Below are 24,755 nucleotides of genomic sequence, written 5' to 3' on the forward strand. Positions count from 1 at the left end.
CGCACAGTGCGACTGGGTACGACACGTATAGCGGGCAAGCACGACAGTTTTGCGACAGTCACCGTCATCAATGTTTCATATGTCGTTGACACCCTGCGTCGCGAAACGCCGGTCTTGCACCGTGCGTTGCCCTCAGCCGTGCTCGAACAGGATTCCCCCATGACGTCCGCTCGCCGTTTTCATGTCACTCCGCTGGCGCTTGCCCTGGCCGCGCTGCTTCCGGTCGTCGCATCGGCCGCCACACCGGCGGCCGATCCGGTAGTGCTTGCAGATGCGCCGGTGGCCGATGCCCCGGCCACCGTGGCCGATGCCGCCACCAACGCCACCCAGCTGGATGCGATCAACGTGGTGTCGCAAGGCAGCACCCGCCAGGTCCAGCGCATCAGCCGGCAGGACATCGAGCAGCTGACACCGGGTAGCAGCGCCTTCAAGGCGGTGGAAAAACTGCCGGGCGTGCAGTTCCAGTCGGCCGATCCGTTCGGCACCTACGAGTGGTCCGCACAGGTCACCCTACATGGCTTCGACCAGAGCCGGCTGGGCTATACGCTCGATGGCATTCCGCTCGGCAACATGAGCTACGGCGTCACCAACGGCCTGCACGTCACCCGCGCCATCATTTCGGAGAACCTCGGCTCGGTGGAGATCGCGCAAGGCGCCGGTGCGCTCGGGACTGCGTCCAACACCAACCTCGGCGGCACCATGCAGTTCTACTCGGCCGACCCGCAGACCACGCCCGGCCTGCGCCTGGTACAGACGGTCGGCAGCGATGCCACGCGGCGCACCTTCGTGCGTGGCGACACCGGCGACCGCAATGGCCTGTCGGCGTATCTGTCCTACGCCAATGCCAGCACCGACAAGTGGAAAGGCTTCGGCGACCAGCAGTCCGAGCAGGCCAACCTCAAGACCGTCTACCAGTGGGGCGATGGCAACCGTCTGAGCCTGTTCGTGGATACCTCGCGGCGCAAGGAATACGACTACATGGACCTGTCGTTGACCAGCCAGCGCGCGCTGGGCTGGGACCACGACTATCTGCAGCCGGATTGGGCCACCGCGGTGCAGATGGCGCGTGCGTATCAAACCACCGGTGCCACCAGCGGCGTGGCCAACGGCTATCCGCAATCGCTGGCCGGGCTGCCCGACGATTACAGCTGGCTCGACGCCAGTTACTACGCCGGCGGCGGTCTGCGCCGCGACAACCTGGCCGGTTTGTCGGGCACGTTCGTGTTCGGCGGCGCCACGCTGGATGCCACCGGCTACTACCATGCCAACCGTGGTGAAGGTCAGTGGGTGACGCCCTATGTGCCGACGTCTGCGCAGGTTCCGCTGTCGATGCGCACCACCGACTACGGCCTGGATCGGTATGGCGGCACCAGCGCATTGAAATGGTCGTGGGGCAACCACGATCTGGAAGTGGGCCTGTGGGCAGAAAACGCACGTACCACGCAGCAGCGCAACTACTTCGCGCTCGGCAACGAGGGCTATACCTCGCTGTACAACGTGTACGAGGTACAGACGCCGTTCCGCCGCGATTTCCTGCAGCGTTACACCACCCAGACCCGCATGCTGTACCTGCAGGACAGCGTGCGCCTGCTCGACGATCGCCTGACCCTCAACTACGGCGCAAAGGCGCTCAGCACCACCACGCGCGCGCAATCGCTGGTGCCGACCACCGCGCTGGCACAGGGCCGCATCCGCGCCGAAGACAACTTCCTGCCGCAGGTCGGGGTGAATTACAAACTGGACGAGCGCCAGGACATCTACGCCTCCTACAGCAAGAACATCGCCGCGTTCGGCTTCACCCCGTTCGGTACCTCGCAGGCGGCGTTCGACCGCAGCCGCTCCATGCTGGAGCCGGAACAATCGCAGACCGTGCAGGTGGGTTACCGCGTGCAGGATGCGCAATTCCAGCTGTCGGCCGACGCCTACTTCACCAAGTTCTCCAATCGGTTGTTGACCACCTCGCCGTGTAGCGCGGTGCAGACCTGCGCGGCGATCCTGAGCAATGTCGGTGCCGTGCACAGCGCAGGTGCGGATCTGGCATTGATGTGGCGTCCGATGGAGGGCCTGAGCTGGTTGAACTCGCTGTCGTGGAATCGCTCACACTATCAGGACGATTATCTCAACAACGGCGTGGTCGCCACCTCCGGCAAGGACGTGGTCGGCATCCCCGCGTTGATGTTCTCCTCCAGCGCCAGCTACCAGCTCGGCAACCTGCGCCTGGATCTGGACGGCAAGTACGTCGACAAGCGTTACATCACCTTCCTCAACGATTCGCAGGTGCCCTCGTACTGGCTGTTCAATGCCGGTGCGCGTTACGACTTCGGTCGCGTGGGCGGGGTGGCCGATGTAGCGCTGGCACTCAACATCACCAACCTCACCGACAAGCGCTATTTCGCCAGCACCGGCACCAACGGCTACGTGGCCTCCGATCCGGATGGCTACAACCAGACCATGGTGATCGGCGCACCGCGGCAGTACTTCATGAGCCTGGATGTGAAGTTCTAAGCAGCTCTGCACCACCTAAGGCGCCCTCATCCGGCGCTACGCGCCACCTTCTCCCGCATGCGGGAGAAGGCATGCCGACAGTGCCCCGAGGCCTCAAGCAGCTCGGCAGCTACCTTTTCCGAGCCTCCACGCCTGCTCGGCCGCTCCATATCTCGGCCTCACCTGCTCGCTGTCTTCCCTGCTTTTTCTTCTGTCTTCCCTGCTTTTCCTTTCTGCCTTCCCTGCGTGTCTCCCTTCCCTGCGTGTCTCCCTTCCCTGCGTGGTGGCCCTTCCTGCGCGCCGACTTGCCTGCTTGTTGACTGACGTGCTTGTTGGCTTCCCCGCCCTTCCCCCGCTTGCGGGGGAAGGTGCCCGAAGGGCGGATGGGGGCAACCGCCCCGCAACAAACGCATGCTGTCTGCCAACCAACCCAGCGCCACCGCCGCCCCCCGACTGCACGGGGACCATTGCTGTTGCACCACCACATGCACTCACCGCGCGCCGCATATAATCGCCGCCTTACTTTCACTCAGCAGGTCCCGCCAGATGGCGCAGACGATGAAGGCGCTGGTCAAGCGCGAAGCGAACAAGGGCATCTGGCTGGAACAGGTCGCCGTCCCCAGCCCCGGCCCCAACGATGTGCTGATCAAGCTGGAAAAGACCGCAATCTGCGGCACCGATCTGCATATCTACCTGTGGGACGAATGGAGCCAGCGCACCATCAAGCCAGGCCTCACGATCGGCCATGAGTTCGTCGGCCGCGTGGCCGAGCTCGGTTCGGCGGTGACCGGCTATCAGGTCGGCCAGCGCGTATCGGCCGAAGGGCATATCGTCTGCGGACACTGCCGCAACTGCCGCGGCGGCCGCCCGCACCTGTGCCCCAACACGGTCGGCATCGGCGTCAACGTCAACGGCGCCTTCGCCGAGTACATGGTGATGCCGGCCAGCAACCTGTGGCCGATTCCCGACCAGATTCCTTCCGAGCTGGCCGCGTTCTTCGACCCTTACGGCAACGCCGCGCACTGCGCGCTGGAATTCGATGTGATCGGCGAGGACGTGCTGATCACCGGCGCCGGCCCGATCGGCATCATTGCCGCCGGCATCTGCAAGCACATCGGTGCGCGCAATGTGGTGGTCACCGACGTCAACGACTTCCGTCTCAAGCTGGCGGCAGACATGGGCGCCACGCGCGTGGTCAACGTGTCCAAGACCTCGCTCAAGGACGTCATGGCCGACCTGCACATGGAAGGCTTCGACGTGGGCCTGGAAATGAGCGGCAACCCGCGCGCCTTCAACGACATGCTCGACTGCATGTACCACGGCGGCAAGATCGCCATGCTCGGCATCATGCCGCGCGGCGCCGGCTGCGACTGGGACAAGATCATCTTCAAGGGCCTTACGGTGCAGGGCATCTACGGCCGCAAGATGTACGAGACCTGGTACAAGATGACGCAACTGGTGCTGTCGGGTTTTCCGCTGCACAAGGTGCTGACCCATCAATTGCCGATCGACGACTTCCAGAAGGGCTTCGACCTGATGGAAGAAGGCAAGGCCGGCAAGGTCGTGTTGAGCTGGAACTGATCGGCCAATGCGTTTCAACGCTAAAAGGCGCTGCGAGGCGCCTTTTGCATGTCCATCTTCAGAAGTACAAACGCGGCGAGCAATCCTGATGCGCGCGGAGCACTTCAGGAAACGCATGGTCGGCGAGGATGCAGGCAAAGGCTCACTTGATCGAGGGTGCGATGCCCTCACCACTTGCGGGACACGCCGTGAATCCATCCCTGGAGGCTCGGTGGCGGCATCCATGCCGCCACACGGTCCCGCAACCGGCGAGTGCACCGCACCAGACAGTTGGTCGGCGCTCGTTCGAAAAGCTGTCTGTCGTGTGGCGTGCATCAGACATGGAGCCGATACTTCATGGTCGAACAAGGCGCATTCAGCACGGCTCTCCCGTACACACCGACCAACCCGATAGGTCCTTGCCCGCCTACCGTCGCGGGACCTTACGCGGCATGGATGCCGCGTAAGCGCTTACAAGGACGTACTTGCAGCGTGTCCCGCCATGGTGGGCGGGCAAGGGCCCTGCAGCCAGGCAGCAGATCAGCCGCTCTGCATCTGCAAGTGATCCATCCGCACTTTGCAATCACTCAAAGACAAAACAAACGAGATTTGAGTCTTGGGGTCGTTCAACTTCAGGCACCTAGAAGCCCGGGCATCAATTCTTGCCGCCTCATCACTTCACAGCCAAATCGTCAGAGCCGCTGTTCAGGCGATTGCCCTTACGGCCAGGTGACTGTGGCAGTCGCCACCAGGTGGTTCTGCGAATTCTGCCGCCCGAAGCCGAATTCCGCCGCCTCGCTGGTGTCGTAATACCCCACGCTCAAGCCCAGCGGACCGAACGCCTTGCCGACATTCACGCCGAAGTCGTTGTAGTCGTGGTCCACCTGACTCAGCGAGGAGGTATAGACGCTGTGCCCCGCATGCGCCCCGAAGGTGAAGTCGTAGGGCAGCGACCAGTTGGCATCCAGCGCGTAGTAATAGCCATCGGTGTTGGTGCCGTAGAGATCGTTGGTATAGGCAACGGTGAGGCTATAGGTTTTCAGGAACGTGGTCTTGGTGGTCAGCTCGGCGTAGTTGGACGCGCCCGCTCCCAGATACTGGTAGCGATTGAGCATGACATCGACATTGAAGTTGGCGCCCAGATCGGTGTTGTAGCCGACAAAGCCATCCACTTCCCAATCCGGATCGCCGGCACCGTAGTCGACGTTGGACGTCCAGGTGCCGATGTAAAGGCCGAACGGCGTCGTATAGGTGAGTCCGGCCTGGAAGGCGGGTTCTTCATTGGTCTGCGAAATGCCACGGAACAGATAGTCGCTGGTGACCGCAAAAGTGCCGCTGAAGGGGGAAACGGGGCCTTGTTCGTCCTGCCCCTGTGCCAACGGCACGACACCGAGCAGCAGCAACGACAGACAACACGCGAGCAAGGACGGCTTCATGGACATCTCCTGAAACGATGGGAGATCGGATTGCGCAAGGCGGGACTGCCATGACGTATTAGTCCAACCGTCATTGCAGCGCAACAGACAACTCGCGCTCGCTTGACCTGGCGCACAAGCTTCAGATCCGATGACGCTGGTCGAAGTTTCTGCCTCATCGACCCGCTGCGTGGAATCTTGATGGGCCGGGAGTGGAGATTGGGGATTCGCAACAGCAATGCGCACCGCTGCCGACCGCTAATTCCAATTCCCTATTCTCGATTCACCATTCTCGGCTGGCGCCAGCCAGCCCAAGTCAGACCGGAAACACGCCGTAATGCCGCGCTACCAGTCGCAGCTGCTGCCCAGGCTGAAAGCTTCCTGCCGATGCCGGCAGTTCCACTTCCACCTCATTGCCTGTCGGCTCCAACGTTGCGCGCAGACGCAGACGCGCCCCGCTGCGCTGCGACCAGGCCACCGTGGCCGGCCAACCGGCATCGTCCGGCACCAGATCTTCCGGCCGCACGTAGACCTCTACCGGGCCGGCCGCCAGCGCGGCATTGGCTGCCGGCAAGGCATGCCCGGCAACCTGGATCTGGCCTTGCGCCAGCACACCGGGAATTCGGTTCACCGCGCCCACGAAGGAATACACGAACGGCGAGGCCGGCTTGTCGTAGATCATCGCCGGCGTGTCGAGCTGCTCGATGCGGCCACGGTTGAGGATCGCCACCCGGTCGGCCAGCTCCAGCGCTTCTTCCTGGTCGTGGGTGACGAACACCGTGGTCAGGCCGGTACGTTCGTGCAGCTCGCGCAGCCAGCGGCGCAGATCGCGGCGCACCTGCGCATCCAGCGCACCGAACGGCTCGTCCAGCAGCAGCACGCGCGGCTCGATCGCCAACGCACGCGCCAAGGCCACGCGCTGCCGCTGACCGCCGGACAGCTGGGTGGGATAGCGCTGCTCCAGCCCCTGCAACTGCACCAGTGCCAGCAGTTCCTCCACGCGTGCGCGGATGCGCGCTTCGGCCCAACGCTCGGGACCGCGTCGCACCCGCAGGCCGAAGGCGATGTTCTCGAACACGTCCATATGCTTGAACAGTGCGTAATGCTGGAACACGAAACCGACCCGGCGCGACTGCACGCTCATGCGGGTGGCATCTTCGTCGCCGAACAGCACCTGCCCGCCATCGGCATGCTCCAGCCCGGCCATGATCCGCAGCAAGGTGGTCTTGCCCGAACCGGACGGCCCCAGCAAGGCCAGCAGCTCGCCCTGACGCACGTCCAGGCTGATGTCGTCCAGCGCGGTGAAGGTGTCGAACTGCTTGCGCAGGCGGTGGATGCGGATGCCCATGTTCACCTCAATGTCGGTGGTTGGCGGCGAGCGAATCGCCGTGCCGCCATTCCAGATACGTCTTCAGCGCCAGCGTCAGCAGCGCGGTCAATGCCAGCAACGAGGCACACGCAAACGCGGCGCTGTAGGCGTATTCGTTGTAGAGAATTTCCACATGCAAGGGCAGCGTGTTGGTGCGCCCACGGATATGCCCGGACACCACCGAGACCGCGCCGAACTCGCCCATCGCGCGCGCCGCGCACAGCAACACGCCATACATCAGGCCCCAGCGGATATTGGGCAGGGTCACCCGCCAGAACATCTGCCAGCCGGTCGCGCCCAGGCTCAATGCGGCCAGTTCCTCATCGCTGCCCTGCTGCTCCATCAGCGGCATCAACTCGCGCGCGATGAACGGGAAAGTGACGAAGGTCGTCGCCAGCACGATCCCGGGCAATGCAAACACGATGCGCGGCAGCTGGATCAGCACCTCGCCAAGAAACGGCAACTGCAGCTGCCAGCCTTCGTCGATCAGCGGCCATGCCCAGCCGCTGCGGCCGAAGATCAGCACGAAGATCAGACCCGCCACCACCGGCGACACCGAGAACGGCAGGTCGATCAGGCTGATCAGCAAGCGCTTGCCGGGGAATTGGTGCTTGCTGACGGCCCACGCCGCCGCCACGCCGAATACCAGATTCAGCGGCAGCACGATGGCAGTGACGATCAGGGTCAGCTTGATCGCCGATAACGCATCCGGGTCGACGATCGCATGCACGAAGGTGTCCCAGCCGCCGCGCAGCGCCTCGGCGAACACCAGTATCAGCGGTAGCAGCAAAAACGCCAGCAGGAACAGCAGCGCACCCAGAATCATCAACCACTGCACCCAACGCGGCTCGTTGGTGGCCGAGTCGGTGATACGGCGCGCCTGTTCGGTCATCTGGCGGGTCTGCAACATGGCGGGCTGCGGCGAAACAGCATCGGTCATGCAGTCCTCCGTTGATAGCGCAGCAGGCGTGCCTGCAGCGTATTGACCACCAGCAGGATCACGAACGACAGCAGCAGCATCGCCGCGGCAATCGCGGTGGCGCCGGCGTAGTCGAATTCCTCCAGCCGGATGGTGATCAGCAGCGGTGCGATCTCGGTGGAATTGGGCAGGTTGCCGGCGATGAAGATCACCGAACCGTACTCACCCACGCCGCGCGCGAATGCCAGCGCGAACCCGGTCAGTACCGCCGGCCAAAGTCCCGGCAGCACCACCCGCCACACCGTCTGCCAGCGCGATGCACCCAGCGTGGCGGCGGCCGCTTCCAGCTCGCGCTCGCTCTCGGCCAGCACCGGCTGCACCACCCGCACCACGAACGGCAACCCCACGAACACCAGCGCCAGCACGATACCCAGCTGGGTGTAGGCCACCTTGATGCCGACCGCTTCCAGCCAGCGTCCGACCCAACCGTTGCCGCCGTACAACGCGGTCAGCGCGATGCCGGCCACCGCGGTCGGCAACGCGAACGGCAAGTCGATCACCGCATCGAACAGGCGCTTGCCCGGGAAGTTGTAGCGCACGAACACCCAGGCCACCCAGGTTCCCATCACCGCATTGAAGGCGCCGGCCGCAAACGCGGTGCCGAAACTCACCCGCAGCGCCGACAGCACCCGCGGCTCGCTCCAGACCCGCCACAGGCCGTCCCAGCCCAACCCGCTGGTTTTGATGAAGATGCCCAGCAGCGGGATCAGCACGATCAATCCCAGCCAGGTCAGCGTGATTCCAAGACTCAAGCCCAGCCCCGGCATCACGCGTCGGCGCGGTGACGGCGCTGGGTGGGGTGCAACCGACATCTGCATCGCCTACTTTGCTGCCTGGATCTGATCGAACACACCACCGTCGGCGAAGTGTTCCTGCTGCGCCTTGTCCCACGACCCGAACGCTTCCTGGATGGTCACCAGCTTGATGTCCTGGAACCGCGCCAGATCGGCAGGGTCGGCAAATTCCGGATGGCGCGGGCGATAGAAATGCTTGGCCGCCAGCTTCTGCCCTTCCGGCGCATACAGGTAACGCAGATAGGCCTCGGCCACCTCGCGGGTGCCGTGCTTGTCGACGTTCTTGTCGACCAGCGCCACCGACGGCTCGGCCAGGATCGACAGCTTCGGCACCACGATCTCGAACTTGTCCTTGCCCAGCTCCTCGCGCGCCAGCAGCGCCTCGTTCTCCCAGGCCAGCAGCACATCGCCGATACCACGTTGCACGAACGTGGTGGTGGCGCCGCGCGCACCGGTATCCAGCACCGGCACATTGCGGAACAGCGCCTGCATGTAGCGCACGATGCGCTCGCGGTCGCCCTTGAAGATGTGGTCGGCGTAGGCCCAGGCAGCCAGATAGTTCCAGCGCGCGCCACCGGAGGTCTTGGGGTTGGGCGTCACCACCGCCACGCCCGAGCGCAGCAGGTCCGGCCAATCGTGGATGTTCTTCGGGTTGCCCTTGCGCACCAGGAACACGATCGTCGAGGTGTACGGCGCGCTGTTGTCGGGCAGGCGCTTTTCCCAGTCGCTGTCGATCAGCTTGGCCTTTTCGGCGATCGCATCGACGTCGTAGGCCAGCGCCAGCGTGACCACATCGGCCTCGATGCCGTCGATCACCGCGCGCGCCTGTTTGCCGGAGCCGCCGTGCGAGGTCTCCACCGTCACGGTGTCCTGCGGATGCTGCTGCTTCCACTGCGCGGCAAAGGCGCTGTTGTAGTCGCGGTAGAACTCGCGGGTGGGGTCGTAACTGACATTGAGCAGGCCGATGTCGCGCGCGCCCGCCTGGCCGGCCAGGACCAGCAGGCTGCACAACACGGTCGATACAAAACGGAAGCGGGGGTGGGTCACAGCAATCTCCAAACCGTTGGGGCGCAGCTGAACAGCAAGCATGCCATGCTGCGCAGCGGCACGCAGGCGGTGAAATGACATCAAGGCCGCGCCTTATGCCGATTTTGCATGACGTAGTGGTATGCCACCGTGATCGTTAAAATCATGCGTCTCCTGCCACTGCGATCGCCATGACCAACGCTCCCGCCGCGCTGACCGCCCATTACGCCGCCGAACTGGACACCATCCAGGCCCAGGGCTTGTTCAAGTCCGAGCGCATCATCACCGGCCCGCAGTCGGCCCGGATCACCCTGGCCGATGGCCGCAGCGTACTCAACTTCTGCGCCAACAACTATCTGGGCCTGGCCGACCACCCGGACATCATCCAGGCCGCCAAGGACGCGCTGGACACGCATGGCTTCGGCATGGCCTCGGTGCGCTTCATCTGCGGCACCCAGGATCTGCACAAGCAGCTCGAGCGCACCATCGCCGATTTCTTCGGCACCGAGGACACCATCCTCTACGCGGCCTGTTTCGATGCCAACGGCGGCCTGTTCGAACCGCTGCTCGGCGAAGCGGACGCGATCATTTCCGACGCGCTCAACCACGCCTCCATCATCGACGGCGTGCGCCTGTGCAAGGCCAAGCGCTTCCGCTACGCCAACTGCGACATGGCCGATCTGGAAGCGCAGTTGCAGGCCGCCGATGCGGCCGGCTGCAAGACCAAGCTGATCACCAGCGACGGCGTGTTCTCGATGGACGGCTTCATCGCCCCGCTGGACGAGATCACCGCCCTCGCCCGCAAATACAACGCGCTGGTGCACATCGACGAATGCCATGCCACCGGCTTTCTCGGCGCCACCGGCCGCGGCTCGGCCGAGGTCAAGGGCGTGCTGGACCGGATCGACATCATCACCGGCACGCTGGGCAAGGCGATGGGCGGTGCACTGGGCGGCTTCACCACCGCCAGGCGCGAAGTCATCGAACTGCTGCGCCAGCGCTCGCGCCCGTATCTGTTCTCCAACTCGCTGCCGCCGCATGTGGTGGCAGCCGGCATCAAGGCCTTCGAGATGCTGGAAGCCGCCGGCGAGCTGCGCACGCAACTGGTCGACAACACCCGCTACTTCCGCGAGCGCATGACCGCCGCCGGCTTCGACCTCAAGCCCGGCGTGCACCCGATCAGCCCGGTGATGCTCTACGACGCACCGCTGGCGCAAACATTTGCCGAGCGTCTGCTGGAAGAAGGCATCTACGCGATTGGCTTCTTCTTCCCGGTGGTGCCCAAGGGGCAGGCGCGCATCCGCACCCAGATCAGCGCCGCGCACACCCGCGCGCAGCTGGATCAGGCGATCGACGCGTTCATCAAGATCGGCCGCGAACTCGACGTCATCAAGCACTGATGCGCACGGTACTGCGCCAACGGCTGCTGCTGGCGGCGCAGACCGATACCCACGCGCAACTGCTGGACGGCAACTGGGAAACCCGTTGCCTGCATTGCCGTCGGCGCCTGCAGCTGCGCGCCGATGGCGAACCGCTCGGGCACACCACGCTGGAACACGTGGTACCGCAGGCCTGGTTTGGCCGTCGCGCGGCGGCAGCGCTGTGCGCGCTGGTCGGCGACGATGCCAATGCAGCGCGTAATCTCGCCCTGGCCTGTGCCAGCTGCAACCACGCCAAGGGCCGTCGTCACGATGCCAACGGTGCCGGCGACGCCCGCGCCGTCGAGGTGGTCAGCGCCTTGCTCAGCGCGCGCCTGGCGCGTTGGCGGGAGCCGAGGTCAGCGCGCTGACTTCCTCCGGACTGAGCATCCGCCACGCCCCCTTGCCCAACTCGCCCATGGCCAGCGAGCCGATCGCCACCCGCACCAGCCGCAGCACACCGATCTCCACCGCCGCCAACAGACGACGGATCTGCCGATTGCGGCCTTCGTCCAGCACGATCTCCAGCCACGCATTGCGCTCGCCTTCGCGCAGCATGACGACCCGCTTGGCGCGCAGCAGCACGCCCTCGCTCTCCGGATCGGGATCGACCACGCCGGCCTGCAGCTGCGCCAGTTGCGCAGCGCTCGGGCGGCAATCGATCTGCACGTGGTAGGTCTTGTCAGGACCGGTCGCCGGGTCGGTCACCGCCGCTGCCCACTGCGGGTCGTTACTGAAGAGCAGCAGGCCCTCACTGGCCTTGTCCAATCGCCCGACAGGGGCGATCCACGGCAGGCCGGCGTCATCGAAGCAGCGATACACCGTGTCCCTGCCCTGCTCGTCGCGCACGCTGGTGACCACGCCGCGCGGCTTGTTGAGCATCAGGTAGCAGCGCGCCGGCCCGGTCAACGGCTGCCCGTCGACGCGAATGATGGACTGCTGGTCGGCACGGACCGGATAGGCGGGATCGCGCACCACGCGTGCGGCCACGCTGACCCGTCCTGCGGCGATCCAGCGCGCCGCTTCGGTGCGCGAACACACGCCCAGTTTGGACAGCACGCGCGCCAGCCCATGGCGCGGCGCGGCGGTCGTACCGGAGGCGCGCGACGCGCCCGCCGGAACACGCTTGCGCTGCCGGGACGTCGCCGGCGCAGGCCGCCGGATCATGCCGTCCCGACCGCGCCGCTTACTTGTTTTCGACCGACTTGGCGTCGGCCGGGGGCGTTGCGGTTGCCGCAGCAGCCGGGGCCGGCGCAGCGACCGGACGCGCCTTGACCACGCGCACACCGCGCGCCTTCATCCAGGCATCGAATTCTTCGGCGGTCATGCGCTTGCCGTTCTGGCTCATGTCAAAGCGCCACGGCGTGTTGTCGAACGCGGTGGTGGCCTTGTAGGCGGCCGGATCGTTCGGATTGACGGTGCCGCCGGGCGGAATGACCTTGGCCAGGTCCTGGCAGCCTTCCACGCGCAGACGCAGCAACACACGGTCCACCGACTGCTCGGTGGTGTAGGGCTGTGCCAGCACGCCGGTGGGCATGCCCAGCTGCACGCTACGGGTGTAGAACTCGGCAGCCGCCGGCGCAATGACGGTGGCGGGCAACGGCAGCGGCTGGGACACCGTGCTGCCGGCGCAGTTCGGAGCGGCGTAGGCAGCGGGAATCAAGGCGAGACAGAGCAATCCTGCCGTAGCGGTACGCAGCATCGGGTTCTTCCAATTATGAGTGTGGTGTTGACGCGGCGAGTGTAGGCAGCGATGAACGCCGTTTCAACCGGAACCGTGCCCGGATGGCAACACAGACAGGATTTGCACCCAGAAGGCGCAGGTTTCCGGTTCCCACAAAGACAAAACCCGGCGCAAGGCCGGGTTTTGTATGCAACAGCTAGCGGTCCAATTAGTTCTGGACGTTCAGCTCGGTACGCCGGTTCTTCGCACGGCCTTCCGGATTGTCGGAACCATCCGGGTTGGCGTTCGGAGCAATCGGACGGCTCTCGCCGTAGCCGATCGGACCAACCAGACGCGACGCATCAACGCCGTTCTTGGTCAGGTAGTCGTACACGGTGGTCGCACGACGCTCGGACAGCTTCTGGTTGTACGCGTCGGTACCCTTCGAGTCGGTGTGACCAGCAACCTCGACCTTCAGGTCGGGGTAACGCTTCAGGATCTCGGTCGCTTCGCTCAGGATCGAGACGGCGTCCGGACGCAGGGTCGACTTGTTGAAGTCGAAGTTCACGCCCTTCAGATCGATCGACACAGGAACCGGGCAACCGTCCGGACCGATGGTCTGGCCAGGCTGCGAAGCCGGGCACTTGTCGTCGCAGTTGTTGACGCCGTCACCGTCGTCATCCAGGTCTGCGCAGCTCGGGGCAACCGGAGCCGGAGCCGGCGGCGGAGCGGTCGACGGAGCCGGTCCCAACGGGATCACGACGCCGACCGACGCCAGCACGTCGCCGAACCAGTCTTCCTGCGGAGCAGCAACGCTCTGGTCGTTGAAGTCAGCGCGGTAGGCCAACTCGGCACGCACGGCGACGCGCTTGTCGAAGGTGGTCTGCAGACCGACACCAGCCTTGGCGGCAAAGTTGCCGTCCTTCTGCTGGCCCGGCGAAACCGGGTTCGGGGTGGCGTCGAACTCTTCTTCCGAACGCTGGTAGCCCAGACCAAACAGCAGGTAGGGGTTCCAGCCGCGGCCTTCCTGGATGAAGTGGCGACGCAGGTCGAACGAGATGCCGTACTGGCTCCAGTTCTGGTCCTGGTTGGCATCGAAGTTCGGGTTCTGATAGTTCAGCTCGCCGTCGATCGACCAGTTCGGGCTAACGAACTTGCCCAGACCCAGGGTGACGAACGGGGCATCATTGGTCAGACGATCGCTGTCCTGGAAGTTGAAGCCAGCGCTACCGGTCAGGTACCAACGGTCATCGAACTCCTGCGCGGAAGCAGCCTGGGCAACCGCCAGACCGCCGAGCAACGCGGCAGTGAGAATTTTCTTGTTCATGTGTATACAGCTCCTTCTTTGGGAGATAAAACCGATAGAGGCGTTGTTCTTGGTAAAGATGCTCGTCACATCCAGAGCCATCGGGGCGCAGATTAAGCCGGCCTTAGTGAAGATCGCGTTAACGGTCATATAACATGTGAAAGCAATCACCAGGGCCGACGATCCCTTTCAATATTACGTATACAGTTTCATGAAGGGAAGGACCGCGCACGCAGTTTGCACATCCCGCCCGCATGAACCGCAGCCCAATTAACCCAGTTGAATACGCTGACCGATCGAGCCTGCCGGCCAGCTGCGCAGTGATGCGAAAACCACATTGGTGAACGCCAGGCCCCGTCCGAGCTGAATTGTCGGGTCGGTGGTTGCGGCGCGACGGCTTCACAACGCACCCTGAACCCCCCACATGGAGCGACCCGATGAAAGCTGTCGTCATCACCCGTCACCTTCCAATCGACGATCCCGCCGCACTGCTTGACATGGAACTTCCGGCACCGCCGGCTCCTTCGGGGTATGACTTATTGGTGCGTGTCGAGGCGATCTCGGTCAATCCGGTCGACACCAAGGTGCGTGCACCCAAGCCGCAAACGCTGGATGCGCCGAAGATCCTGGGCTACGACGCCGCCGGCGTCGTCGAAGCGGTCGGCCCCGATGTCACCGCGTTCGCAGTCGGCGACGAGGTGTATTACGCGGGCGACATCGGGCGACCGGGCAGCAATGCGCAATATCAGTTGGTCGATGCGCGCATCGCCGGCTGCAAGCCCACCTCGCTCAGCTTCGCCCAGGCGGCGGCCCTGCCGCTGACCACGTTGACCGCATGGGAACTGCTGTTTCAGCGCATGCCGTTCTCTTTCGACGGCGCACGCAATCGCGGCAAGCACGTGTTGATCATCGGTGGAGCGGGCGGCGTGGGCTCGATCGCGATCCAGCTGGCGCGGCATGCCGGCTTCAGCGTGATCGCCACGGCCTCGCGGCCGGAGACCATCGAATGGGTGCGGCAGATGGGCGCCCAGCATGTCATCGACCATCACCAGCCGCTGCAGCCGCAGTTGCAGGCCCTGGGGATGCTGAGCGTGGACGCCGCGCTCAACCTGGCCGACACTGATCGCTACTGGCAGCAGCTGGGCGAGATCCTGGCACCGCAGGGGCATGTGGGCTTGATCGTGGAGCCGCGCGGCCCGCTGCCGATCGGCGATCCGTACAAATCCAAGTGCATCGGCATCCACTGGGAGCTGATGTTCACACGTGCCCGCTACGCGACCGAGGACATGGTCGAGCAACACCGCATCCTCAACCGCGCCGCCAGCCTGATCGATGCGGGCGAGCTGCGCACCACCCATACCGAAACGCTGTCGCCGATCAATGCGCAGCAATTGCGTGAAGCGCATCGACGCCTGGAAAGCGGAAGCACGATCGGCAAGCTGGTGCTGGCGGGTTGGTGATCGGCATTACCGCTTGAGTTCGGCTGCGGCGTGGTGCACGGGCCTGCTGGCAAGCAAGGCCACAGCGCGCGCACTCGAGTCAGCGGCAATGCGGGACTGGCATCTGGATCGCGCGGACAGCGTCGCTGCTGCGTCCGCGCAATCGCAGCCATGTGAGTCGCAATGCTTGCAAGGCGATCTGTTGCGCGGCAGCCACGCGGATGGATCGGTCCTGCTCTATAGATAGCCGCCACTGCGGTCGCCGCGGCCCGCGTGACGCTTTGGACGCGGCAGCCAATCGGGAGCCGCTGATCAGCAAGCCGGCAAGCGCCTGATCGAACGCCAGCTATCCAAGACGGTCTCATCCGGTATTTTTCGCGCAGCCGGATCGCACTGAAGAAGTTCAGCGCGCCTAACTGGCGCGCGCCCGCTGCGGAAGCCATCCGCATGCCCCGCCGCAGCCTCAAGCTGCCGACAGCACCGGCTACGCGCGTCAAGACTTGCCGCCACGCCCGTTTGCCTGCATCGTGCGCACTCCGTACGCCAGCGTATCCACACCATGTCGCCCGCCACCGGCCCGTCCGTCTCGTCCTATCCGCACCTGTTCGCACCGCTCGATCTGGGTTTCACGCAACTGCGCAACCGCGTCCTGATGGGCTCGATGCACACCGGTCTGGAAGACCGTGCGCGCGATTTCCCTAAATTGGCCGCATATTTCGCCGAGCGCGCTGCCGGCGGGGTCGGGTTGATCGTCACTGGTGGCTTTTCGCCGAACGTGGTGGGCTGGCTCAAGCCGTTCGGCGGCAAGCTCTCGTGGCCGTGGGAGGTGCGCCCGCATCGTCAGGTCACCCAGGCGGTGCATGCACACGGCGCCAAGATCTGTCTGCAGCTGCTGCATGCAGGCCGCTACGCCTACCACCCGCTGTCGGTGGCGCCGTCCAGACTCAAGGCGCCGATCAACCCGTTCACCCCACGCGCGCTCTCGGCACGTGCGGTGGACCGGCAGATCGCAGCCTACGCGCGTGCGGCGCGGCTGGCGCGCGACGCCGGCTACGACGGCGTGGAGGTGATGGGGTCGGAAGGCTACCTGATCAACGAATTCACCGCTGCGCGCACCAACCGGCGCAGCGATGCCTGGGGTGGTGATGCCGCAAAACGCATGCGCTTTGCGGTGGAGATCGTGCAACGCATCCGTGAGGCCTGCGGGCCGGACTTCATCATCATCTACCGGCTGTCGCTGGTGGACCTGGTCGAAGACGGCAACCAGTGGCAGGACATCCTGACGCAGGCGCAGGCGATCGAAGCGGCAGGCGCGACCATCATCAATTCCGGCATCGGCTGGCACGAGGCACGCATTCCGACCATCGCCACCTCGGTCCCGCGCGCGGCATTCGCCGGTGTGACTGCCAAGCTCAAGCCGCACCTGCGCATTCCGGTGGTGGCGACCAACCGCATCAACATGCCGGACGTGGCCGAGCGCATCCTCGCCGACGGCGCGGCCGACATGGTGTCGCTGGCGCGCCCACTGCTGGCCGATCCGCAGTGGGCCAACAAGGCCCGCGCCGGCCAGTCGCAGGCCATCAATACCTGCATCGCCTGCAATCAGGCCTGCCTGGATCATGTGTTCGACAACAAGCTGGCGAGCTGCCTGGTCAATCCGCGCGCAGCGCACGAAACCGAACTGATCTACGCACCGACCACCAATACCAAGCGCATTGCGGTGGTCGGTGCCGGCCCGGCCGGCCTGGCCTGCGCGACGGTAGCGGCCGAGCGCGGCCACCGCGTCACCTTGTTCGATGCAAGCGATGCGATCGGTGGGCAATTCAACATCGCCAGGCGCATTCCGGGCAAGGAAGAATTCAACGAGACGCTGCGCTACTTCGGTCACCGCATCGACGCGACCGGAGTGCAGTTGCGCCTGAATACCCGCGTACAAGCGGCCGATCTAAGAGACTTCGACGAGATCGTGCTGGCTACCGGCATCGAGCCGCGCAAGGTGGACTTCCCCGGCGCCGATCACCCGATGGTTGTGAGCTATCTCGACGTGGTGCTGGGCCACCATGTCGCTGCCGACAAGGTCGCGATCATCGGGGCCGGCGGGATCGGCTTCGATGTTGGCGAATTTCTCGTGCACACAGGGCAATCACCGTCGCTGGACACCGCGCGCTGGATGGCCGAATGGGGCGTGGACCCCAGCTTCGAGACAGCTGGCGCATTGGCCAGGCCACAGCCCGAGCGCCCTGCCCGCCAGGTCTGGCTGCTGCAGCGCAGCCCCGGCAAGCCCGGCGCGCGCCTGGGCAAGACCACTGGCTGGATCCACCGCGCCACGCTCAAGGCCAAGGGCGTCAAGATGCTCGGCGGCGTGGAATATCTGGGCGTGGACGACGCCGGCTTGCGGATCCGCGTGGAGGGTACCGAACAACTGCTCGATGTCGGCACGGTGGTGATCTGCGCCGGGCAGGAACCGCGCCGCGACTTGCTTGCCGCGCTGCAGGCGGCTGGCCGGCAACCGCATCTGATCGGCGGTGCGGATGTCGCCGCCGAACTGGATGCCAAGCGTGCGATCAATCAGGCCTGCCGATTGGCGGCGAGGTTGTAACGCAGCGCGTTGGCCGACGATGGCAATGCGTCGATTGGGCCTGAGTGGAGCCGCGTTGTCCGGACTGGGACTGATCTTCGCCGTCCCCACGTCGCGGCAGTCCGTACTGGATGCCAGCCTGGCCTTCGGCCTGGGTTTGGCGGCGGGGAGTGCCGGGCAATGGGTCTGGGCACGCCATGCAGAACTTGCCCCGTGCATGGACCCGCACAGCAGGCCCGCGAATGTGCCGCACTCACCGCCACAGCCCAACTCGCACCGGCGGCCGGCAGTGGCTTGATCGGACTGCTGCTCGGCGCATCCGACTATCGCCAGGGAAACGATGCGCATCTGGCGTGGGCGATGGCCTTGGGCCGATGCTCTGCGGCGTGTCATGCGTGCTGATCGCCTGAATCGACAGCGCGTTTGCAATGCCTAAAAACGCAGACCTGTTGCAACACCAATGCCGTCAAGTCAGACCTGGAATCTCGACCAGACCACAACGATTTCGACGAGTGCGCATGAGGTGCTGCGCTGACTGCAATCGCGATCTTCGGCAATCGCCATGCATGTCTGCATGTCTGCATGTCTGCATGTCTGCATGTCTGCATGTCTGCATGTCTGCATGTCTGCATGAAATTATTTCCCACCATGCGAACTTGATGCGTGTGATTCAACACGCTTGATACGTTCGAACAGCAAACATCGCGCACTGACAGATCATTGCTGCACCTCAGCGTTCGCATCTCGATGTATCGCTAATGCGGCAAAACGCCAGCGCGCAAGCACATCCATCAGTGACGATGATGTGTAGTGCAGACTGCAGACGGCGCTGCATGCGTAGCCTACGCGCAACGCATTGCTCATCTCGAACAATTGCGCAGACGCGCAACATCGCACGCACGCTACGCCAATATCTCTTGCGACATCCGCCGTCGCCACCGCGATGCGACGCATCCAACGAATGCATCGCGCTGTTGTCATCGAACGAAACCGTAGATGCAGCAAGCGATCATTCGCGTCAACCTCGCCTATTCAGCCGCGATTCTGTGATCGACGCCTACCTTGCGCCAACTTTTTGACCCACCGCATTTGGTGGGCAGCTCCGGCAGACCCTTCTTTCGCCGGAGACCGGGCGACCCGTGACAGGCCGCCTCCCCATGACGCCAAGCCCTCTGTACTGGTGCATCCACCTTGGATGCTCTGCGGATCGGCCCATACGGAGCAAGGAGTTCTATGAAACTGGTTTGGATACTTTGGCTGTCGCAATTGTTGCCGCAGCCGGCTGCAGATTCGTTGTGCTTGAGCACCACCGTGTACCTGGAAGCGCGTGATCAGACCTTGCGCGGCCAACAAGCCGTCGCGGAAGTTGCGTTGCGTCGGCTTGACAGCGGTTTGTGGGGCGATTCGATGTGTCAGGTAGTCACCGCGCGCAAGCAGTTCGCGCCCACCATCGTGGCTCCGGGAACGCAGCTGAAAAATGACGATGCCTGGAACAAGGCGCTGGATGTGGCCCTGGCTGCAGAGCGCAACTGGGCGCTGCCGGTGGGTCAACGCAAGGAAATCGTGCCGGGCGCCAGTCACTTTGCCGCAAGCGCGATCGCAAGCCCGAGCTGGCGCAATGCGTATCAGGTGGCCACCATCGGCGACCACACGTTCTATCGCGTACAGAAGCTGCGCCCGCGCACCGCATCCTGACGCCACCCACGCGCTCACGCGTTGCCGCTAAGCTTGCGTCTTCGTTGCTTGTGCGGGAATTCTCATGAAGCTGTACACCAAGCCGGGCGCGTGTTCGCTGGCAGATCACATCGTGCTGCGCTGGTCGGGGCTGCCCTTCGATCTGGAGGTGGTCGACGCCGCCACGATGAAGTCCCCCGAGTATCTGCGCCTCAACCCGGTCGGTGCCGTGCCGATGCTGGTCGTCGACGACTGGGCACTGACCCAGAACGCCGCCATCCTGAATTACATCGCCGACATCGCACCACTCACCGGTCTGTCCGGCGATGGCACCGCGCGCAGCCGTGCGGAGATCAATCGCTGGATCGCATTCGCCAATGCCGATGTGCATCCGGCCTTCAAGCCGATCTTCGGCAGCACCGCCTATCTGCAGGACGACGCACTGATTGCGCGCAGCCATGACGACGCACGCAGCAAGCTGCGCGCCTTGTACGAACGTGTCGATGCGCATCTGCAGGGGCGCAACTGGCTGGCCGGCGACACCCACACCGGTGCCGATGCGTATCTGTTCGTGACGCTGCGATGGGCGCAGAAGGCGGGCGTGGACCTGAGCGGCCTGAGCGCAGTGGCTGCATTCGTGCAGCGCATGCTGGACGATGCCGATGTGCAGGCCGCACTGCAGGCCGAAGGCCTGGCCTGAGCCGAGCGCATCGCGCAGTGTGATCACTGCAACGGCAACGCGTGTCGCATTGGCCTTGCACGATCGATGGGCGTGATTGCGCTTTCCTCGCGCCACCGCCCACCGCATGTAACGCAACACATCACCAAAGCGACACATAAAAAACGCCGGGCATTGCCCGGCGTTTTTATGTGCTGCGAAGCCGAGAAACTCAGCCCAGCAGATGCGACACGCCGCTGCGCTCTTCTTCCAGCTCGGCCAGGGTCTTGTCGATGTACCTCTGGCTGAAGTCGTCGATCGGCAGATCCTTGACCAGGGTGTACTCGCCGTTGGCAGTGGTCACCGGGAAGCCGAAGATCACGCCTTCCGGAATGCCGTAGGAGCCGTCGGACGGCACGCCCATCGTCACCCACTTGCCATTGCTGCCCAGCACCCAATCACGCACGTGATCGATGGCGGCATTGGCGGCCGACGCTGCCGAGGACAGGCCGCGCGCCTCGATGATCGCAGCGCCGCGCTTGCCCACGGTCGGGATGAAGGTGGATGCGTTCCATTCCTGGTCGTTGATCGCATCACCGATGGACGCGCCATCGGCGGTGGCGAAACGGTAGTCCGGATACATGGTCGGGCTGTGGTTGCCCCACACCACCAGCTTCTCGATGCCACCGACCGGCTTGCCGAGCTTCTGCGACAGCTGGCTGAGCGCACGGTTGTGGTCCAGACGCAGCATGGCGGTGAAGTTCTTCGGGTTCAGATCCGGCGCCGACTTCATCGCGATGTAGGCATTGGTGTTGGCCGGGTTGCCGACCACCAGCACCTTGACGTCACGCTTGGCGACCTTGTTCAACGCCGCGCCCTGCGCGGTGAAGATCTTGGCGTTCTCCAGCAGCAGGTCCTTGCGCTCCATGCCCGGGCCACGCGGACGCGCACCGACCAGCAGGGCGACGTCGATGTCCTTGAACGCCACTTCGGCGTCGTCGGTGCCGACCACGCCAGCCAACAGCGGGAATGCGCAGTCTTCCAGCTCCATGATCACGCCCTTGAGCGCGGCCTGGGCCTTTTCATTGGACAGTTCCAGCAATTGCAGGATCACCGGCTGATCCTTGCCCAGCATTTCGCCGGAGGCGATGCGGAACAGCAGGGCATAGCCGATCTGGCCGGCAGCGCCGGTCACGGCAACACGAACAGGTGCTTTCATGGGGAGTTTCCTCTGCTAAAAAACGTGGGTGGAAGTACGCGCTGGCGTGGCGCGAGGCCTGGCGGCGCGCAGTGACAGACGAACGGCCGCACAGGGCGGCCGTTCGGGGAAAGCCATCAGGCGGCGAGGATCTTGTTCCACTCCGCGACGCGGTCGGCCTTGGCGGCCAGCACGGCGTCGGTATCGCCTTCGATCGTCACCTTGTTGATCACATCGCCCTGGGCGACGGCATCGACCACGTCCAGGCCCTGGGTGACCTTGCCGAACACGGTGTGCTTGCCGTCCAGCCACGGGGTGGCGGTATGGGTGATGAAGAACTGGCTGCCGTTGGTGTTGGGACCGGCATTGGCCATGGACAGCACGCCGCGCTCGTGACCGACGCCGTTGTTGGCTTCATCCTCGAAACGGTAGCCCGGGCCGCCGCGGCCGGAGCCTTCCGGGCAGCCGCCCTGGATCATGAAGTCGGCGATGACGCGGTGGAAGCTCAGGCCGTCGTAGAAGCCGCGCTGGACCAGGTTGACGAAGTTGGCGACGGTCAGCGGGGCCTTGTCGGCGAACAGCTCGACCACGATCGGGCCGCGGGTGGTGTCGAAATGGGCAATCAGGGACATGGAAATCCTTGCAGGTTTCAGGGTGTATGACAGCTCCCTAGAATACACCCGGCCGTGCAGGCGACCATGCAGGTTGGGCCATCGTCGGGGTGCCCGGGCAAGCTGAATGGGCGTTTCGGACCGCTTGGCGGCCGAACGCAACGGCACGGCAACGAAACCGCTATAATGTCGGGCTTACCTCATCTCAAGACTGGCGCCAGACAGGGGCCCTTTCCGCATGTCTATCGAAAAACTCCGCAATATCGCCATCGTCGCGCACGTTGACCATGGCAAGACCACCCTCGTCGACTGCCTGCTGAAGCAGTCCGGCACCCTGTCCGAACGCACCGTGCTGGCTGAGCGCGTGATGGACAGCAACGATCAGGAAAAGGAGCGTGGCATCACGATCCTGGCCAAGAACACGGCCATCACCTGGAACGGCAACCGCATCAACATCGTCGACACCCCGGGACACGCCGACTTCGGTGGCGAAGTCGAGCGCGTGCTGTCGATGGTGGACTCGGTGCTGATCCTGGTCGACGCGATGGACGGCCCGATGCCGCAGACCCGCTTCGTGACACAGAAGGCCTTCGCGATGGGCTTCAAGCCGATCGTGGTGGTCAACAAGATCGACCGTCCCGGCGCACGCCCGGACTGGGTGATCGACCAGGTGTTCGACCTGTTCGACAAGCTCGGCGCCACCGACGAGCAGCTGGATTTCCCGATCGTCTACACCTCCGCATTGAACGGCTACGCCAGCCTGGATTCGAGCGTGCGCGACGGCGACATGACCCCGCTGTACGAAGCGATCATGCAGCACGTGTCGGCACCGGACGTGGATCCGGACGGCCCCTTCCAGATGCGCATCAGCCAGCTGGACTACAACAACTTCGTCGGCGTGATCGGCATCGGCCGCATCCAGCGCGGCGTGCTGAAGAAGAACATGCCGGTCAGTGTGGTTGACCGCGAAGGCAAGAAGCGTCAAGGCAAGGTGCTGCAGGTGCTGGGCTTTTTGGGCCTGGAGCGCATCGAGCAGGACACCGCAGAAGCCGGCGACATCGTGGCCATCTCCGGCGTCTCGGAGCTGACCATTTCCGACACCGTGTGTGCGCTCGACACCCCGGAAGCGCTGCCGGCGCTGACCGTGGACGAACCCACCATCTCGATGACCTTCCAGGTCAACAACTCGCCGTTCGCCGGCAACAAGGACCTGTCCGGTGGCAAGTTCCTGACCAGCCGCCAGCTGCGCGACCGCCTGGACCGCGAGAAGGTGCACAACGTCGCACTGAAGGTCGAGGAAGGCTCCGATGCCGACAAGTTCCTGGTGTCCGGCCGTGGCGAGCTGCATCTGTCGGTGCTGATCGAGAACATGCGTCGTGAAGGCTACGAACTGGCCGTCTCGCGTCCGGAAGTGATCATCAAGGAGATCGACGGCAAGCAGATGGAGCCGATCGAACAGCTCGTGGTGGATATCGAAGAGCAGCACCAGGGCGGCGTGATGGAAAAGCTGGGCAGCCGCAAGGGCCAGCTGAAGAACATGGAGTCGGACGGCAAGGGCCGCGTGCGTCTGGATTACATGATCCCGGCGCGTGGTCTGATCGGCTTCCAGAACGAGTTCCGCACCCTGACTCAGGGGTCGGGCCTGCTGTTCCACGTGTTCGACCACTACGGCCCGAAGGAACAGGGCGCGATCGCCAAGCGCCAGAACGGCGTGATGATTGCCAATGCTGCCGGCGCCACGCCGGCCTATGCGCTGGGGCCGTTGGAAGAGCGTGGCCGTCTGTTCGCTGCCGAAGGCGACAACGTGTACGAAGGTCAGCTGGTCGGTATCCACTCCAAGGACAACGATCTGACCGTCAACGCGATCAAGACCAAGCCGCTGACCAACATGCGCGCATCGGGCAAGGACGATGCGATCAAGCTGACCCCGGCGATCAAGTACACGCTGGAGCAGGCGCTGGACTTCATCGAGGACGACGAGCTGGTCGAAGTCACCCCGAAGGAAATCCGTCTGCGCAAGAAGGGCTTGACCGAAAGCGACCGCAAGCGCTCCGGCCGTTCCGGCTAAGTTGCTGACCAAGCCACAGTCGTGAGCAACACGCCCTACAGCCCGGATCCGCGCGCGCATCCGGGGCTGCACGTGATCGCCTTGCTGGAGGCGGTCAAGGGAACGCTTGCGCTGTTGGCGGCGACGGGCCTGGAAATTCTGGGCCCGCTCCCGCTGCAGAACGCGGTCAGCACGCTGATCCGCCGCTTCAATCTGGATCCCGACCACGGCGCACTGCCGTCGTTGCTCAAGACCATCAGTCCCGACGCCGTCCATCTGGCCGCTGCCGCAATGCTGGCCTACGGCCTGCTGCACGTCGTTGAAGCCTGGGGTCTGTGGCGTGCCAAGGCCTGGGCATCGCTGCTGGGTTGCCTGTCGGCGGCCATCTACCTGCCTTTCGATATTTACGCCATCGTCCGCCATCCCGGCTGGACCGCCTGGGGCGTGCTGGCGATCAATCTGCTTGTGGTCGGCGTGCTGGCACGCGATCTGATCAAGCGCCGGCGCCGCTGACGCGCTCCTGCCCGTGTGCGGGC

The 24,755-nt window shown here is 64.3% G+C and carries 20 protein-coding genes; 10 read left to right on the forward strand and 10 right to left on the reverse strand.

What is annotated here, in order from left to right; genetic code table 11:
- Nucleotides 1-159: 159 nt before the first annotated feature.
- Nucleotides 160-2,505: a TonB-dependent receptor gene (locus tag XaplCFBP3123_RS04225; protein WP_104532897.1), complete on the forward strand. Its 2,346-nt coding sequence runs from the start codon at nucleotides 160-162 to the stop codon at nucleotides 2,503-2,505.
- A 525-nt stretch (nucleotides 2,506-3,030) separates the two neighbouring features.
- Nucleotides 3,031-4,065 (forward strand): L-threonine 3-dehydrogenase, encoded by a 1,035-nt coding sequence (gene tdh, locus XaplCFBP3123_RS04230; protein ID WP_172453076.1) that lies wholly within the window; start codon nucleotides 3,031-3,033, stop codon nucleotides 4,063-4,065.
- Between the two features lie 698 nt (nucleotides 4,066-4,763).
- Here the strand turns inward: tdh and XaplCFBP3123_RS04240 are convergent.
- From XaplCFBP3123_RS04240 to XaplCFBP3123_RS04260, 5 genes are all read right to left on the reverse strand, one after another.
- Complete coding sequence (locus XaplCFBP3123_RS04240; RefSeq protein WP_104532898.1) at nucleotides 4,764-5,480, reverse strand: TorF family putative porin; 717 nt, start codon at nucleotides 5,478-5,480, stop codon at nucleotides 4,764-4,766.
- Nucleotides 5,481-5,775: 295 nt separating this feature from the next.
- Entirely contained in the window at nucleotides 5,776-6,807 is a 1,032-nt protein-coding gene (locus tag XaplCFBP3123_RS04245) for a sulfate/molybdate ABC transporter ATP-binding protein (RefSeq protein ID WP_104533284.1), read from the reverse strand.
- 7 nt (nucleotides 6,808-6,814) lie between these two features.
- Complete coding sequence (gene cysW / locus XaplCFBP3123_RS04250) at nucleotides 6,815-7,768, reverse strand: sulfate ABC transporter permease subunit CysW (protein WP_104532899.1); 954 nt, start codon at nucleotides 7,766-7,768, stop codon at nucleotides 6,815-6,817.
- Complete coding sequence (cysT, locus tag XaplCFBP3123_RS04255) at nucleotides 7,765-8,625, reverse strand: sulfate ABC transporter permease subunit CysT (RefSeq protein ID WP_104532900.1); 861 nt, start codon at nucleotides 8,623-8,625, stop codon at nucleotides 7,765-7,767. The genes cysW and cysT overlap by 4 nt, the downstream gene beginning before the upstream one ends.
- 3 nt (nucleotides 8,626-8,628) lie before the next feature.
- On the reverse strand, nucleotides 8,629-9,729 hold the full coding sequence (locus XaplCFBP3123_RS04260) for a sulfate ABC transporter substrate-binding protein (protein WP_104532901.1): 1,101 nt from the start codon (nucleotides 9,727-9,729) through the stop codon (nucleotides 8,629-8,631).
- A gap of 89 nt (nucleotides 9,730-9,818) precedes the next feature.
- Between XaplCFBP3123_RS04260 and kbl the strand changes: the two genes are divergently transcribed.
- Both kbl and XaplCFBP3123_RS04270 read left to right on the forward strand, forming a co-directional pair.
- Nucleotides 9,819-11,027, forward strand: coding sequence for a glycine C-acetyltransferase (gene kbl / locus XaplCFBP3123_RS04265; protein WP_104532902.1), 1,209 nt, complete (start codon nucleotides 9,819-9,821; stop codon nucleotides 11,025-11,027).
- Nucleotides 11,027-11,416, forward strand: coding sequence for an HNH endonuclease (locus XaplCFBP3123_RS04270; protein WP_104532903.1), 390 nt, complete (start codon nucleotides 11,027-11,029; stop codon nucleotides 11,414-11,416). The genes kbl and XaplCFBP3123_RS04270 overlap by 1 nt, the downstream gene beginning before the upstream one ends.
- Here XaplCFBP3123_RS04270 and XaplCFBP3123_RS04275 read toward each other — a convergent pair.
- From XaplCFBP3123_RS04275 to XaplCFBP3123_RS04285, 3 genes are all read right to left on the reverse strand, one after another.
- Entirely contained in the window at nucleotides 11,370-12,212 is an 843-nt protein-coding gene (locus XaplCFBP3123_RS04275) for a pseudouridine synthase (RefSeq protein WP_104532904.1), read from the reverse strand. The genes XaplCFBP3123_RS04270 and XaplCFBP3123_RS04275 overlap by 47 nt on opposite strands.
- 19 nt (nucleotides 12,213-12,231) lie before the next feature.
- Nucleotides 12,232-12,747 (reverse strand): hypothetical protein, encoded by a 516-nt coding sequence (locus XaplCFBP3123_RS04280; protein WP_104532905.1) that lies wholly within the window; start codon nucleotides 12,745-12,747, stop codon nucleotides 12,232-12,234.
- A 190-nt stretch (nucleotides 12,748-12,937) separates the two neighbouring features.
- The gene (locus XaplCFBP3123_RS04285; protein WP_104532906.1) at nucleotides 12,938-14,035 is read right to left on the reverse strand and encodes an OmpA family protein; all 1,098 of its coding nucleotides are present in this window, start codon (nucleotides 14,033-14,035) and stop codon (nucleotides 12,938-12,940) included.
- A 416-nt stretch (nucleotides 14,036-14,451) separates the two neighbouring features.
- Here XaplCFBP3123_RS04285 and XaplCFBP3123_RS04295 point away from each other — a divergent pair, with 416 nt between their 5' ends.
- The 4 genes from XaplCFBP3123_RS04295 (at nucleotide 14,452) to XaplCFBP3123_RS04315 (ending at nucleotide 20,405) form a co-directional block, all read left to right on the forward strand.
- Nucleotides 14,452-15,474 carry a zinc-binding alcohol dehydrogenase family protein gene (locus tag XaplCFBP3123_RS04295; RefSeq protein WP_104532907.1) on the forward strand — a complete coding sequence of 341 codons (1,023 nt, stop codon included), beginning with the start codon at nucleotides 14,452-14,454 and terminating at the stop codon, nucleotides 15,472-15,474.
- A gap of 538 nt (nucleotides 15,475-16,012) precedes the next feature.
- Nucleotides 16,013-18,052: an NADPH-dependent 2,4-dienoyl-CoA reductase gene (locus tag XaplCFBP3123_RS04300; protein WP_104532908.1), complete on the forward strand. Its 2,040-nt coding sequence runs from the start codon at nucleotides 16,013-16,015 to the stop codon at nucleotides 18,050-18,052.
- Between the two features lie 1,212 nt (nucleotides 18,053-19,264).
- Nucleotides 19,265-19,726 (forward strand): cell wall hydrolase, encoded by a 462-nt coding sequence (locus tag XaplCFBP3123_RS04310; protein WP_016905076.1) that lies wholly within the window; start codon nucleotides 19,265-19,267, stop codon nucleotides 19,724-19,726.
- Nucleotides 19,727-19,790: 64 nt separating this feature from the next.
- Entirely contained in the window at nucleotides 19,791-20,405 is a 615-nt protein-coding gene (locus XaplCFBP3123_RS04315; RefSeq protein ID WP_104532909.1) for a glutathione S-transferase family protein, read from the forward strand.
- A 190-nt stretch (nucleotides 20,406-20,595) separates the two neighbouring features.
- On the opposite strand, the gene XaplCFBP3123_RS04320 is transcribed toward XaplCFBP3123_RS04315, so the two are convergent.
- Both XaplCFBP3123_RS04320 and XaplCFBP3123_RS04325 read right to left on the reverse strand, forming a co-directional pair.
- Complete coding sequence (locus XaplCFBP3123_RS04320; protein ID WP_104532910.1) at nucleotides 20,596-21,582, reverse strand: malate dehydrogenase; 987 nt, start codon at nucleotides 21,580-21,582, stop codon at nucleotides 20,596-20,598.
- 116 nt (nucleotides 21,583-21,698) lie between these two features.
- Nucleotides 21,699-22,193 carry a peptidylprolyl isomerase gene (locus XaplCFBP3123_RS04325; protein ID WP_016904578.1) on the reverse strand — a complete coding sequence of 165 codons (495 nt, stop codon included), beginning with the start codon at nucleotides 22,191-22,193 and terminating at the stop codon, nucleotides 21,699-21,701.
- A 217-nt stretch (nucleotides 22,194-22,410) separates the two neighbouring features.
- On the opposite strand from XaplCFBP3123_RS04325, the gene typA reads away from it, so the two are divergent.
- Both typA and XaplCFBP3123_RS04335 read left to right on the forward strand, forming a co-directional pair.
- Nucleotides 22,411-24,240: a translational GTPase TypA gene (typA, locus tag XaplCFBP3123_RS04330; RefSeq protein WP_104532911.1), complete on the forward strand. Its 1,830-nt coding sequence runs from the start codon at nucleotides 22,411-22,413 to the stop codon at nucleotides 24,238-24,240.
- Between the two features lie 21 nt (nucleotides 24,241-24,261).
- Nucleotides 24,262-24,732 carry a DUF2127 domain-containing protein gene (locus tag XaplCFBP3123_RS04335; protein ID WP_039530481.1) on the forward strand — a complete coding sequence of 157 codons (471 nt, stop codon included), beginning with the start codon at nucleotides 24,262-24,264 and terminating at the stop codon, nucleotides 24,730-24,732.
- Nucleotides 24,733-24,755: the final 23 nt, after the last annotated feature.

The organism is Xanthomonas arboricola pv. populi (assembly GCF_002939945.1).
Taxonomy (GTDB): Bacteria; Pseudomonadota; Gammaproteobacteria; order Xanthomonadales; family Xanthomonadaceae; genus Xanthomonas; species Xanthomonas arboricola_A.